This window comes from Metallosphaera javensis (ex Sakai et al. 2022) (assembly GCA_021654415.1).
Lineage (GTDB): Archaea > Thermoproteota > Thermoprotei_A > Sulfolobales > Sulfolobaceae > Metallosphaera > Metallosphaera javensis.
This window is the reverse complement of sequence record AP024487.1, coordinates 197,453-210,946: the sequence shown is the minus strand read 5'-3', so window position 1 is coordinate 210,946 and position 13,494 is coordinate 197,453. Positions and strand designations below refer to the sequence as shown.

The window sequence follows — 13,494 nt, the reverse complement described above, 5'->3', positions numbered from 1 at the left end:
ACTAGAAACTGCTTTATCATTCAGAGTTTAAAAGGGATTGATAAAATTCTATAAATAAAGAAACTGGGACTTGTACGTGGTTATTTTAATCTGACCTGGGCTGTCCTTAACCTCCCCAATGATCTGTGATGGGACGTAGGGGTTTAATTTCCTGAGAACTTCCTCGGCGTAACTCCTGTCCACAAAGAGCACCATCCCTACACCCATGTTGAAGACCCTGTGCATTTCCTCGTGGGACACACCGGCCTGCTCAATGGCCTTAAATATTGAGGGCGGATCTGGAAGGGTTAACTCCAGGGAGTAGCTTGTTATCCTCCTCAATTTGGTGAAGGAACCTCCTGTCACATGGCCTGCAGCCTTGATGAGATCGAGGACCTCCATGACTGGTTTCACGTAAATCCTCGTGGGTTTCAGGAGCTCCTCCTCCCAGTCCTTCCAGGACAGTTTCCCTTCGTTAAGTAGCTTCCTTATCAGGGAGTAGCCGTTAGCGTGAACTCCGTTGCTGGCCAGTCCTATTAGGACGTCACCGGGTGAGACTTCCTCCCCGGTTTTCAGCTTCTCCACAACTCCCAGGGCGGTGCAGGATATATCGAAGCCGTTAACCACATCCTTCATTGCCGCAGTCTCTCCCCCAACAATATCTGCGTCAGATTCCTTGGCGCCCTGCACGAGTCCCTGAACTATCTCTGAGATCACGTCGTCGGAGGGCTGTTCCATGGCTATGTAATCTACAATGGCAATGGGTCTGGCACCTATGCTAATGAGATCGTTCACGTTCATGGCAACGCAATCTATTCCCACACTTCTATACTTCCCTGCCTTTCTGGCAAGGAGTACCTTTGTACCAACTCCATCTACGTGAATAGCAAGCTTCAGTCCATTTATTTCCACGACTCCAGAGTAGTGACCTGCCCCCAGCACTGTCCTCCTGTAGGTGGAGGATATCATGGAGGCGATGTCCCTGTGAATTCCCCTCAGCTTCTCCAGGTCCACTCCAGCATCCTTGTAGTCGCTCACCACAAACCACCGTTTGGTGCCCAGTCGGCAGATACTCCCAGGGAATTCCTTCTTATCCTATTCTGATAGGAGTATCTCACGATTTCGGCCTTCTCAACCTGCTCTCCCAGTGTTCTACCAATGTCAGTCCTGTACACCAGTTCGGTGTTGGCTGAGATCATCTTGATGCAACCGTCCAGTTTCCTGGAGGATTCCTCAAAGTCGCCCAGAGCCACCAGTTCCAGTGCCCTTGATCCCTTTGTCACGAGCTTGCCACCCTCATAGGATATGGAGCCGAAGTACACCAGACATCCCTTCTCCCTCATGGCCTTAACGTCCAGCGAAATCTCCTTTCCCGTGGCCATATCCCTTCTCAATGGATAACCCAGGGGGGCGACAGCCCTCACCACCGAGGGTTCCATCCTCACCTCAAGCTTGGCCTGAGTTAACCTCTCCTCGGCAGTAAGTTGTAGAAGGTAACCGAAATCTGAGGTTATCCTGGGTATGATGGCCGAGGTCTCCGGGTCTCCCATTCTGGAGTAGAACTCTATCACGGTGGGCCCCCATAGCTCGGTGAGCATCATTTGTCCTGAAATGAACCCCCTGTATGATTCCCCCGTCTCCTGGCCGATGGCCCTGGCCGTGTCCTGAACAATCTTCAGTGTTTTCTCATACTCTTCCTCATTGATGAACGGAAGGAGTCTCCCCGGACCTGAAACGGATCCCATACCACCCGTCTCGGGGCCTATTCCGTCCTGGTATGCATGTTTATAGTCCTGCGCGAGCGGAAGCGGTAGGAAGGTATGGCCGTCAGTCAGGACATGAAGGGTGTACTCTGGCCCATCCACCTTTTCCTCGATGATTATCTTGACCTCATTCTTCACTAGAGACCCTATCTCGTCCACGCTCTTGCTTAACGCCCTCCTTTTCTCGTTGGAGAGATAAGCCTGAATGTCCGCCACAACCTTCACTCCCTTTCCTCCCACCTGCTCAGCTGGCTTCACGGCCACAGACCCTCCGTACTCCACAATGAACCTTGAGGCCTCCTCAAGGCTGGTGAAGCTCCTGAACCTGAGCCTGCCATCAATCCTGTACTTCCACATGAGTTGTCTCATCCACACCTTGGATCTCTCTATCTCGGCCCCCGCCATGTTGGGACCCACAACCGGTATTCCGTTCTTCCTGAACTCGTCAGCTACGCCGTGGAAAAGGGGATCCTCTGGTCCAACCACACCGAAGTCTGGGTTGAACCTCTTGATGGCCTTTGCTACCTCCTCCCTGGAGTTTATGTTTCCTTGAGTGTATTCTCCGCCAGTTCTGTTCACCGCCTCCCTGATCCCGGGATTCACGTAAGAGGAAAGGGCATATACCCTGTATCCCTGCGGAGAGCTCGCCAGCGCCTCCGCCATTGCGTGTTCCCTAGCTCCATCTCCCACGAGTAGAACCTTCATTCAGATCACCTTTGGATACCTCTTGGTCATGCACCCCGTGCAGAGGGTGGACTTGGATATTGCCCTGGATAACCCCTCTAGAGATAACCAGTGAATCGAATCCGCACCCAGAACCTTGGCTATTTCCTCCTCCGAGAGGTTGGCAGCGATTAACTCCTTATCCTCTGGTACCTCTATGCCGTACGGACATGCTGATATAAGCTTGGGACTGCCGATAAGTACGTGAACCTCCTTGGCGCCAAGCCTCCTGAGGCTCATGATGGTGTTTTTCAGAGTTGTTCCAGTAACCATTGAGTCATCTATTAGTACCACCCTCTTCCCGAAGACTGCGCTCTTTATGGGGTTCAGCTTCAGCTGTACTCCCACTATCTTCAGGAAGCTGTCGGAGGCCAGCATGGTCCTTATGGGGCTTCCGGTTCTCGTGAAACCCAGGTCCAGTTGAAGGCCCAGCTTCCTAGAGTAGCCCACGGCGAAGGGAAGCGCCGTGTCAGGAACGCCTATCACGGTGTCAGCCTCAATGGGTTTCTCCTCAGCCAGTTGCTCCCCAATTCTCACCCTGGTTTCATACACGTTGGACTCGTTCACCACGCTGTCTATCCTCGCCTGGTAAACATACTCAATGGAGCAGTAAGCCTTTCTGGGCTCCTTAATCTGCGTTGACTTGACGTTTAAGCTCGAGATTGTAACCATCTCTCCGGGCATCACTTCTCTTCTGAAATCCCCACCTATCACCGACATTGCCACTGGCTCTGACGCAATTATGCCCATATCGAAGCCGAAACCTCCCAAGCTGAGAGGTCTCACCCCAGTTTCATCCCTATACCCCACTATCTCACCGTCACGGGTCATGGCTATTAGTGAGAAAGCTCCCTTGGCTTCCTCGAGCGCTCTTTCCCTGTCCCTGGCGAAGGTCTTTAGGAAGTTCTCAGGCTCCCTGAGAACTCCATCCACTACAATGGCAACTTCATCGTTGTGGATGGGGTAACCCCTCCTTGATCCTGTGTAGCCTATTCCTGCCCATCCCTCCAGCTGAAACTCCAGGTCCTCGGGCGATACGTCCCTCGTGACTGATCTCATCTCTTGGTTTAGCATTACCACTCCACTTGAGGCGTAGCCCCTGTGCTGGAGCCCTATCATGGAGTAGTACAGGAACCTGGATATGTTCCATACCTTATCGAATGCCAGGAGACCGACTATTCCCGCCATTTTATCACCTTGCGAAAACGCTCTCCAGACTGGAGAGGTCATATTTCCCCTTCAAGGGGTATTCTCCCGTGAAACATGCCTTACATAGGGTGGTTCTCCCAATGGCCTGAACCATCTCCTCCACGGAGAGATACTCCACACTATCGGCATTGAGCTCTCTAGCTATGGCCCTCTCATCCCCAACGTTGGCCACTAGCTCCGATCTTCTGGGAAAATCAATTCCCATGTAACAGGGAAACCTGATCATGGGTGACCCGATCCTGATGTGAACCTCGTTAGCCCCGGCGTTCCTCAGCGAGTTCACCAACCTCTTCATGGTGTTTCCCCTGACTATGGAATCGTCAACTAAGACTACTCTCTTTCCCCTGATCGCCCATTCAACAACCCCAAACTTCTCCTTTAATACCTCGTTCCTCTTCTCGTTGGATGGCATAATGAAGGATCGCTTTGAGGATACGGTTCTAACCAGGGCCTCCTCCATGGGGATACCGCTCGTCCTTGAGAAACCCAGAGCAATGGGTCTTGAAGAGTCAGGCACCGGGACCACGATGTCTCCCCGTGCTGGATGATTCCTGGCCAGTAACTCTCCGAGCCTGATCCTTGACGCGTACACTGAGATTCCATCTATCTCGGAATCAGCCCTGGAGAAGTAGATGTACTCAAAGGCACACGTGGTCGTAGGAAGGGAGGAAACCCTCTCCCTGATCAGGTTATCCCTGGTTATCTTAACTATCTCCCCTGGATGAACGAAACCTATTACCCTTCCCCCCAACTGCTTGATTGCTGAGTCCTCAGATGATACAACCTTGTTTTCCCCTATCTCGCCTATGACAAGGGGTCTGAAACCCCGAGGATCCCTCATGGCCACGATTTCCTCCCTAGAGGAGAGAACCAGAAGGGAAAAGGCTCCGTCAGCAACGTCCATGAATGCCTTAGCTGAGCTCTCCAGGCTCCTTCCCTGGGAGAGTTGCCCCCTGAGAAAGGAGAGAATGAACTCCGTGTCCGTGGAGAACCTCCCGTACCTGAAATGGTTGGTTATGGTACCATTGAAAGAAACCGCTATGGAACCATCGTCTAGGGGCTGGGCCTCCTGAAGTGTGGTGGACCCAGTTGTTGAGTACCTCACGTGACCAATGGAAAAGAACGACTCCCCTATGTCCTTGGGATCCAGAGCTTCACCCACCAGGCCAAGTCCCTTTCTAGTAAGGACTTTACCCCCTTCTATCCACGAGATTCCTGCCGATTCCTGCCCCCTGTGCTGAAGGAGCTTAAGACCCTCAAAGGTGAGCTTCGTCGAGTCTGGCCCCACGGCCCCGAAAACCCCACAGTGTTCCTTTACGTTCATAATGACCCCTCCAGAAAGGTATAGTAGTTCTCCACCACGGAATCCATGGGGAAGGTCTCGTCGTCCAGGACAAGTTTGCCTCCATCCCTGGTTGCCTTCCCTATTGCAGAGGCCTGTATTCCCATCCTTCCAGCCTGATACATAAACCACTGTGGATCGCTTGTGAGCACCAGGAACCTCCCTCCGTTCTCCGAGAACATCTTTCCGAGGACGCTTGAGGTCCCAACCACGTGAGAGGAGGAAATCTTCACGGAAAATCCCTTGGTCAGGATTGGGAGAAGCGCTCCCGCAAGACCACCCTTGGATATATCCTTGTTCCAGATTACTTTGCCCTCGTTTATTCCCTTTATTACCAGGTTTGACGCTATCAGATCTTCTATTAACTTGGTCTTGGCCACTTCTCCACCTCCACCGAATATCCTGGAGAAGAGGGTTCCAGCCAGTTCGTTCCTTGTCTCCCCAATCAGTACAAGGTTGCCCTCATCTATCCTGTTCCTAGCCAGTTTACCTTCAATGAGTCCCGCCATCACCACGAGAGGGGTAGGCTTTATGGGATTTCCGTTCTTGTCCTCATTGTGGAACGATACCTTTCCTCCTACCACTGGAATGGAGAAGAACTTTGAGGCTTCCGATATCCCTCTCACTGCATCTATGAAGTCTTGATACACGTTGGGCTTTCTGGGGTCTCCAAACTGAAGGTGATCCACCAGGGCTATTCCCCTTGCCCCAACCGTAGCTAGGTTCCTGTATGCCTCGGCAACTATGGCCTTACCACACTCGTACGCGTCCTCGGCACAGAGATCCTGGTTGGCGTCTCCCTTCAGCGCAAGATACTTCCCGTTGGGCAACTCCACTACAGCGCTGTCCGCCTGCCCCGGCTTCACCACAGTGGACGTTCCAACCTCATAATCAAACTGGGAGTAGGCCCACTCCTTGCTTACCAGATCAGGATGAGTGAGTATAGCCCTCAATGCCTCCCCGAGGGGAACCTCCCTCCCTGGCTCTCTCCTCCTTGAGGCTCTCTCCGCCGGCCAGACGTTGAGGGGAGGAGAAAGAAGGAGGTCTGAGGGTAACTCAGCCACTACCTGCCCATTATACTGGAACCTTATGGTGGGGTCAGCGGTGATCTCGCCTATGTCCTCGCACGGATAGTTGTACTCCCTGAACTTGGAGCACACGGACTCCACCCTTTCAGGTTTCACTGCAAAGAGCATCCTCTCCTGGGTCTCAGATATTATGATGTCCTCCGGCGAAAGATACTTGAACCTCAAGGGTACCTTCTCTAGGTTAACCACCGCACCAAGTCCGTTGGCCATCTCCGTGACTGCCACGGCCAGTCCTCCGCCCCCAAGATCCTTTATGGCCTCAACCTCCTTTGCGACCTCCAGGGTCACGTCAATGATTATCTTCCCCGCAAAAGGATCCGCTATCTGAACCGCTCCGATCTCGTCCATACCGCTCAGTTTCCTGGAGGCAAAGGAAGCTCCTCCAAGACCGTCCAATCCCGTGAAGCCGGCGAGGACAAGTCTCAGACCTGGCTCCTTAACTACACTGGGCACAATGGAATCCTTGCTCACGATCCCCGCACATGCAACGTCCACAAGTGGATTATCGTTATAGGTCTCGTCAAATGAAAGTTCCCCTCCAACGACAGGAACTCCGACGCTGTTTCCGTAGAAGCCTATTCCCGCAATAATGTTCCTGAGTAACCACTTTCCCTTCTCGTCAAGTTTCCCAACCCTTATCATGTCCAGAAGGGCTATGGGCTTTGCTCCTTTACTTATAATATCCCTCAGAATTCCCCCAACTCCAGTGGCTGCACCATTGAAGGGATCAATTGCCGAGGGATGATTGTGACTTTCAACCTTGAGAACTAGCGCAAGCCCGTTCCCCACGTCCACTGCACCGGCATCCTGCCAGTCCTCCACGCTCATTATGACGTTGGGACCAGTGCTGGGCAGACTCCTGAGGAAAACCTTTGAGCTCTTGTAGGAGCAGTGCTCAGACCATAGCGCATCAACCAGTTTCCATTCCGCTTCCCTGGGTTCTCTCCCCAGAACCCTTCTCACCACTTCCATTTCGCCACTTGATAGTGTGAGGATCATTTCCCAAACACCCTCAATATCTCAAGTCCGTCTCTCGATCCATCGGGTGAAATTGAGGAAAAAGAGGCCCTTTCCGGATGTGGCATCAATCCAAGAACGTTCCCTGCCTCATTGGTGATTCCTGCAATGTTCATGAGAGATCCGTTGGGGTTGGCTTGGGGTGATGGTTCTCCCCTTTCATCCACATACTGGAAAACAGCGAGCCTGGAGGCTATCTCCTCGTCATCAAGAAAGTACCTCCCCTCCGCGTGGGCTATGGGCATGAAAAGCACATCCTTACTCTCCCCTGTGAAGGGGGTATCCTTTCTCCTGACCCTTATCCTGACCCACCTGGTTACGAACCTCAAGTTAATGTTGGGAAGAAGGGCACCTCTAAGCAGTCCGGACTCCACTAGGATCTGGAACCCGTTGCATATACCCAAGACCAGCTTTCCCTCATTGGCCATCTCCCTTACCCCCTTCATGGCCTCACTGTTGGCAGCAATGGCCCCAGCCCTCAAGTAATCCCCGAAACTAAAGCCCCCAGGGATGACCACTGCCTCATACCTGTCGGGATCCAGGGAGTTGAACTTAACCACCTCCGCCTGTGCGCCAACCACTTTCAGAGCCTTCACAACATCAAGTTCACAGGTGGTACCTGGAAACTTAATCACTGCCGTCCTCAACCTTCTCTGCCCTCACCTGGAGCTTGTGCACTATGGGATTGTACAGCCTTCTCTGCTCTGCCAGTTCCCTTGTTAATTTCTCTGCCTCCTCCCTTGAAGAAGCCTCCATGGTTACAACCACTATCTTTCCCACTCTCACCTCAGCAACCTTACCGGGCAAGGTTGAGTCCACTACGTATCGTTTGAGGGTCTCGCCCTCCGGATCCCTCACTCCATCCTTGTTGAGTATTATTAACTCCACCCTGTACATCATATCACTGACCTCAACCTGTCCAGAAATTCCACGTAGGAGGACTTGACCTGATCCAGTGGATATCCCTTCCTGTAAAGGTCCTTATCCAAGATCCTCCCGTTGGGTTCCCTCACTCTCATGGAATCCAGGGAGATCTCATCTCCCACCACAAGTTTACCTTCATCTCTCCCAAACTCGAGCTTGAAATCGTAAAGTATGAGTCCCATCTTGGAAATCACTCTGGATAGGGTATCGTTAACCCTGACCATGATATCCTCCACCTGCCTTGCTTCCTCCTCATTCATGAGCTTGAGGTGTCTCATGTGGTGGTAATTGAGCAGGGGATCGTGACGTGCGTCGTCCTTGAGAAAGAATTCCACGATGGGTGGATTGAAGACTTCCCCCTCCTTTATGGGCAACCTCTTCACGATACTCCCGGTGGCGTAGTTCCTCAACACAACTTCCACGGGTATCATGGTTAATCTTCTGGCAATCATGGTCCTCTCGTCCTTCATTCCTACGTAATGGGTCTCTATGCCATCCCTCTCCAGCAATCTGAAGAGGAGAGCTGAGGTCTGGGCATTCAGAACTCCCTTCCCCTCTATCACGTCCGCCTTGGCCCCATCCCCAGCAGTTACGGAGTCTTTGAACCTAAGGAGAACATGTTCGTTATCAAGGGAAAAGACTTCCTTGGTCTTTCCCTCCGAAATTTTCTCCATAACAACATTTACGTGTTTAGCTTAAAAATTCGCCTCTCAACTGCGTCTATATTTACTTCCTCAAGTAAACTCAGCTATTAAACGATGGGATTTCTGGTTCAGGCATGGAAATTACAATAGACGATTTTCAGAAGGTTGAGATGAAGGTCGGACTCGTCGTTGAAGCGGAAAGGATAGAGGGAACTAGGCTCCTGAAGCTCAAGATAGACCTTGGAGGAGAAACGAGGCAGATAATATCGGGCATTGCCGAATACTACACTCCAGAACAGCTGGTTAACAAGAAGGTGATAGTCCTGGTTAACCTGAAACCCAGGGTGATAAGGGGATATGAAAGTCAAGGAATGATACTAGCTGCAGGCTGTAAGGAGGATGAACAAAGGGGAGTGAAACCTGTCCTTCTCGCGCCTGATGGGGACGTACCCCCGGGTACCAGAATATGTTGAACCCCTTTGAGAGGCTTAGACCCCCACCCAGCGTGGACAGCTTCGTGGAATCCCAGGCAAAGAGGCTCAGCTCCATTGGGGGAAAGACGGTTAAGGAAAGGGAGATCAGGAGGCTAAAGGACTACAGGGACAGGATAGAGGTTTACGTTGAGTTCGTGAAGGCCTTTCCCAGGATCAATGACCTTCACCCCTTTTACAGAACGTCGCTGGAGATCGCCTCAGGATCTCTGGACAGGGTGAGAATGTGCCTATCTGCCATATCAAGGCACGCCAGCATGGCCCAGAACATGCTCGAGAGATACATGGTCATGATCAGGAGGGAACCGGAGGAGAGGGCCAACTCCCTCATGAGGGCTGGGTTCGGCAGGGCCAGTTCCATCTTGAGGAAAATGAGCGATTGCGTTGAGTGGATTTCTGAAGTGGTCGCAGTGATCTCCAAGGGGAAGGCAATAGACCCGGAACTTCCCACAGTAATGGTAGCTGGACCGCCAAACGTTGGGAAATCCACTCTGGTGTCTAGGATATCCTCAGCCAAACCTGAGATTGCCAACTATCCCTTCACCACCAAGGAGATTCACGTTGGCCACATGGACTGTGGTGTGAGGGTTCAGGTAATAGACACCCCTGGTATTCTGGATAGGCCTGACATTGAAAGGAATGTGATTGAAAGGAAGGCTGTCAATGCGTTGAGGAATCTCAACGGTCTGGTTATTTTCCTCTTTGACGTTTCGACCTCCTCCATTTACGGGGCAGAACAACAGCTGAATATCATGAGGGAGGTCAAGGCCCTTGGCAAACCGGTTATCCTAGCCATGAACAAGATAGATGCAGTTGACGAAGCCATGAGGAGGGAAATACTCTCCAGAGTGGGAGACAAAGTCCTAGAAATAAGCTCGGAAAAGGGAACTGGAATTCCCGAGCTTAAGAGGGAAATTTTTAATTGGCTTAAGTCAATTTCACAGGATCCAAGTGCGGTACTGGATTGTTGAAATATTCACGTCAATTCAGGGAGAGGGGCTTGTAATAGGGAGACCGTCAAACTTCGTCAGGCTAGCTGGATGTAACCTCCGTTGTGTTTGGTGCGACACCAAGTTCTCGTGGGTGAGGGAGGACGGGAAACCCATGGAGCTGGAGGAAATAATCAGTAAGCTGAGCAGGTCGGTCAGGTGGACCACAATCACTGGTGGGGAACCACTCCTTCAGGATCTGATCCCGCTGGCCTCAACTCTAAAGAACATGGGCTACAACGTGGCCGTGGAGACCAATGGGACCGTGAAGCCTAAACAGGAACTCAGGAAGATTGTGGACGTGTTTTCCGTTTCCCCAAAACTGTCCAACTCAGGTCATAGGCTGAGGTACGACTTCTCAGATGACTGGGCCACATACTACAAGTTTGTAATCGTTGAGCCCTACAGGGACCTCAGGGAGGTGAAGGACTTCGTTGAGGAACAAAGAATAGATCCCGAGAAGGTGATAGTTCAACCCGACGGCAACAGGCAGGACTACACACAGGCGCTCAGGGAGCTATCAGACGCCGTTATGGAGCTGGGACTCCCCTTCAGGGTCCTTCCCCAGCTTCACAGGATCATTTCCTATAGATAGGATTGCGTCCCTTAGCTGATTCTTCTTCTCCTTCCCCTTGGCAAGTATCTCGTTGGCCACTTTGGTCACCTCCTCCAATTCCTCAAGGCGTGGGGATACCCTATCCTTCAGGAGGTGAACCATTCTTATCCCGGTTCTCAGTTCCAGCAGAATTCCCTTGCGATTCTCAACCAGGACTCCGCTGTGCTTGAAACCCACCTCCCTTGCAGTCTTGAGAATGGTCCACGCCTCCTCGTAGTCCCTTGTGTAAACGTGAAGGATAGGACCTTGGACAATAAGCCACAACCTCCTCACGTGTTTTCTTTCCACAATTCTGGGCAGTTCGTCGCCGGGTAGTCCAAGATGGTTCTTGTATATTACTGAGGAGTCCTTTCTGCTCCACGGATAAAAGGAGTCAATCACGGTTATCCTTCCACTGCAACTGCTGTAGGTGAATGCCTTATCCCTCTTCATGAATGCCTCCAGGAGGTCCCAGATATCTGGATCCAGGTACCCTATCTCCTTATCCCTTAGCAGTCGGGCGTTGGCTTCTTCCTTAAACCTCGACCACTCTGAATCCCTGTTGAGCATAGATTAAGCTTTACTTGCTTAACTAAATAACTAGTCGTCGGACAGGTAAAGGGGTAAAGAACTTATTCCCACTCTCCTTTAGTGACCCATGAAAGCTAGGGAAGTAGTGGACCTCTACAGACGAAGGGAGGAGTTCAGGGTTAAGGTTGACTTCATAGATCCGGGTAGCCTGGCGGAGTTAAATGAAATTCCCCTGGAAACTCAGGTATTGCTGGAGAGGGGAGGAAGGAGAAGAGTGGTTTATCTAGCTTTCCTTAAGATAGCGTACGACTGCAATCCAGAGTTCGCAAGGGATTACTTAGATCTGGACCTCTCCCTGAACGATATACACGAGAAGTATGGGGTCTACACTGACCTTGAGTACGTTGCCCTCCACTGTCTTCACGCGGTGAGAGATGAGGACGCTGCACATGCCCTTCGTAGGTTAAAAACCTTTATACTCTCTCGTAAGAGTAGTGACCATGGACTTTGATGTAATAGTAATAGGCGGCGGAGTGGCAGGCGTTTCTGCTGCTCTCAGGGCCTCAGAACTTGGAAAGACAGTAGCCCTGGTTGAGAGGGACCAGGTGGGAGGCGAATGCATAAATAGGGCGTGCATACCTTCCAAGACCCTTATTGACGCAGTGAAGACAGTGAACAGGGTATCCTCCTCCCCATGGATAGTTTCCTCTGCAACCTTGGACTACGCTAAGTTAAACGAGAATAAGGCTAGGATAATAACGGCAATTAAGGACAGGATGGAACACAACCTTAACGCCAGAAACGTGAGGGTGATTAAGGGAAATGCCAAGATAAAGGCTCAGGGAGAGGTGGAGGTGGAAGGAAAGACCATAACGGGTGATCACCTAGTTTTGTCCACGGGATCAGTACCCCTATCCCTGCCGGACTTTCCCCTCAACGGGAAGAACGTTCTGGATCCATGGACTGCCATGAACCTGAGGGAGCTCAAGAACAGGATTGTGATAGTTGGGGGAGGAGTTGCTGGAGTGGAGCTTGCGACCCTGTTCAGGGCCCTGAACAAGGAAGTGACCATTCTGGAGCTAATGCCCCAGCTATTGCCGGGATTTGACAGGGATCTGGCGTCAACCACCAAGAAGAGGTTGGAGGAGAAGGGGATCAGGATATACCTCAACGCCAAGTCCAAGATTATAAACTCCGATGGGACTGTGAAGTTCTCCGTTAACCTTCCAAACGCTTCCGAGGAAGTGGAGGGAGACCTGGCCGTTGTCACCATAGGCAGGAAAGCTAGCACTGAAAACCTTAACCTCAAGGAGATTGGGGTGGAAACGGATCAGAGAGGATACGTGAAAGTTGACGAAAGGGGAAGAACCACAAACCCCAAGGTCTTCGCTGCAGGAGATGTGGCGGGAGTGCCACTGTCCGCGACCAAGGCCTGGAGGCAGGGAATAGTGGCAGGCGATAACATAGGAGGGAAGGACAGCAAGATGCCCAAGTATATTCCCTCCTCCATATTTGCGGATATGGAAATAGGGACAGTGGGAAAGACCCTTGATGACCTGAAGAAGGCTGGAATAGACGCCAGGGAGGTGATGGTTGAGATGAAGGACATACCCAGGGCCTGGACCCTCAATGAGACCGAAGGATTCCTGAAACTGGTGGTGGCAGGGAACAAGATTGAAGGTGCTCACATGATTGGTGAGGGGGCGACAGAGGTTATCAATACCATGGCCTTGGCCATGGAGTTGGGCATAACCATAACTCAACTGTATTCCGTGACCTTCTCCCATCCCACGGTGAGCGAAGTGATTGGTGAGGCAATTCAGAGGCTGACTCACGGAGAGATATATTAAGATGGGATCAGTGTGGATATGTAAATGGGTGACGATAGGGAGAGGCGACAGGTAAGGAAGCTTTTCATTTTTCTATTTTTGACATCAAGGGGAGGCAACACTAGGATAAGAATTGTGGAGGCTCTCCTGAAGTCTCCCTTGAACGCAAACCAGTTGAGTAACGTCCTCTCCCTGGATTACAAGACTGTCCAGCATCACTTGGACGTCCTAATGGAGAACATGATAATAACAAGGGAAGGCACAGGCTATGGCGCACTATATAAACCAAGCAAGTCATTCATGATGTACATTGACGTTTTCAATGAGCTCATTTCTGATGTAAAGATGCCCAAAACCACAAAAAAATAAC

At 51.4% G+C, this 13,494-nt stretch carries 15 protein-coding genes; 6 read left to right on the top strand and 9 right to left on the bottom strand.

The features are described 5' to 3' along the window. Positions 1-48: 48 nt before the first annotated feature. Genes purM through purC form a run of 8 tightly spaced genes read right to left on the bottom strand, consistent with a single transcriptional unit; the run spans position 49 to position 8,719 of the window. The gene (purM, locus tag QVC96_RS01235) at positions 49-1,020 is read right to left on the bottom strand and encodes a phosphoribosylformylglycinamidine cyclo-ligase (protein WP_287689722.1); all 972 of its coding nucleotides are present in this window, start codon (positions 1,018-1,020) and stop codon (positions 49-51) included. Then, positions 1,014-2,447: a phosphoribosylamine--glycine ligase gene (purD, locus tag QVC96_RS01230; RefSeq protein WP_238025762.1), complete on the bottom strand. Its 1,434-nt coding sequence runs from the start codon at positions 2,445-2,447 to the stop codon at positions 1,014-1,016. The genes purM and purD overlap by 7 nt, the downstream gene beginning before the upstream one ends. Next, entirely contained in the window at positions 2,448-3,653 is a 1,206-nt protein-coding gene (locus QVC96_RS01225) for an amidophosphoribosyltransferase (RefSeq protein ID WP_287689721.1), read from the bottom strand. Positions 3,654-3,657: 4 nt separating this feature from the next. Next, the gene (gene purF, locus QVC96_RS01220; protein WP_425598006.1) at positions 3,658-5,001 is read right to left on the bottom strand and encodes an amidophosphoribosyltransferase; all 1,344 of its coding nucleotides are present in this window, start codon (positions 4,999-5,001) and stop codon (positions 3,658-3,660) included. Beyond that, the gene (gene purL, locus QVC96_RS01215) at positions 4,995-7,103 is read right to left on the bottom strand and encodes a phosphoribosylformylglycinamidine synthase subunit PurL (protein ID WP_287689719.1); all 2,109 of its coding nucleotides are present in this window, start codon (positions 7,101-7,103) and stop codon (positions 4,995-4,997) included. The genes purF and purL overlap by 7 nt, the downstream gene beginning before the upstream one ends. Beyond that, positions 7,100-7,768, bottom strand: coding sequence for a phosphoribosylformylglycinamidine synthase I (gene purQ / locus QVC96_RS01210; RefSeq protein ID WP_287689718.1), 669 nt, complete (start codon positions 7,766-7,768; stop codon positions 7,100-7,102). The genes purL and purQ overlap by 4 nt, the downstream gene beginning before the upstream one ends. Further along, positions 7,749-8,021 carry a phosphoribosylformylglycinamidine synthase subunit PurS gene (gene purS / locus QVC96_RS01205; protein WP_238025767.1) on the bottom strand — a complete coding sequence of 91 codons (273 nt, stop codon included), beginning with the start codon at positions 8,019-8,021 and terminating at the stop codon, positions 7,749-7,751. Before purS ends, purQ begins: the two co-directional genes overlap by 20 nt. Continuing rightward, positions 8,018-8,719 carry a phosphoribosylaminoimidazolesuccinocarboxamide synthase gene (gene purC / locus QVC96_RS01200; RefSeq protein ID WP_287689717.1) on the bottom strand — a complete coding sequence of 234 codons (702 nt, stop codon included), beginning with the start codon at positions 8,717-8,719 and terminating at the stop codon, positions 8,018-8,020. The genes purS and purC overlap by 4 nt, the downstream gene beginning before the upstream one ends. 104 nt (positions 8,720-8,823) lie before the next feature. Between purC and metG the strand changes: the two genes are divergently transcribed. From metG to QVC96_RS01185, 3 genes are read left to right on the top strand one after another with little or no spacing between them, the layout of a single operon-like run. Further along, positions 8,824-9,162 carry a methionine--tRNA ligase subunit beta gene (gene metG, locus QVC96_RS01195; protein WP_238025769.1) on the top strand — a complete coding sequence of 113 codons (339 nt, stop codon included), beginning with the start codon at positions 8,824-8,826 and terminating at the stop codon, positions 9,160-9,162. Beyond that, positions 9,156-10,151 carry an NOG1 family protein gene (locus QVC96_RS01190; RefSeq protein ID WP_287689716.1) on the top strand — a complete coding sequence of 332 codons (996 nt, stop codon included), beginning with the start codon at positions 9,156-9,158 and terminating at the stop codon, positions 10,149-10,151. Before metG ends, QVC96_RS01190 begins: the two co-directional genes overlap by 7 nt. Next, positions 10,132-10,764 carry a 7-carboxy-7-deazaguanine synthase QueE gene (locus QVC96_RS01185; protein WP_287689715.1) on the top strand — a complete coding sequence of 211 codons (633 nt, stop codon included), beginning with the start codon at positions 10,132-10,134 and terminating at the stop codon, positions 10,762-10,764. The genes QVC96_RS01190 and QVC96_RS01185 overlap by 20 nt, the downstream gene beginning before the upstream one ends. Here QVC96_RS01185 and QVC96_RS01180 read toward each other — a convergent pair. Further along, on the bottom strand, positions 10,690-11,334 hold the full coding sequence (locus tag QVC96_RS01180; RefSeq protein WP_238025772.1) for a tRNA(Phe) 7-((3-amino-3-carboxypropyl)-4-demethylwyosine(37)-N(4))-methyltransferase: 645 nt from the start codon (positions 11,332-11,334) through the stop codon (positions 10,690-10,692). The genes QVC96_RS01185 and QVC96_RS01180 overlap by 75 nt on opposite strands. Positions 11,335-11,422: 88 nt before the next feature. Between QVC96_RS01180 and QVC96_RS01175 the strand changes: the two genes are divergently transcribed. Genes QVC96_RS01175 through QVC96_RS01165 form a run of 3 tightly spaced genes read left to right on the top strand, consistent with a single transcriptional unit; the run spans position 11,423 to position 13,493 of the window. Continuing rightward, positions 11,423-11,806, top strand: a complete 384-nt coding sequence (locus QVC96_RS01175; RefSeq protein ID WP_287689714.1) for a hypothetical protein — start codon at positions 11,423-11,425, stop codon at positions 11,804-11,806. Next, on the top strand, positions 11,796-13,145 hold the full coding sequence (locus QVC96_RS01170; RefSeq protein ID WP_287689713.1) for a dihydrolipoyl dehydrogenase family protein: 1,350 nt from the start codon (positions 11,796-11,798) through the stop codon (positions 13,143-13,145). The genes QVC96_RS01175 and QVC96_RS01170 overlap by 11 nt, the downstream gene beginning before the upstream one ends. Positions 13,146-13,169: 24 nt before the next feature. Beyond that, positions 13,170-13,493, top strand: coding sequence for a winged helix-turn-helix domain-containing protein (locus QVC96_RS01165; RefSeq protein ID WP_238025775.1), 324 nt, complete (start codon positions 13,170-13,172; stop codon positions 13,491-13,493). Position 13,494: the final 1 nt, after the last annotated feature.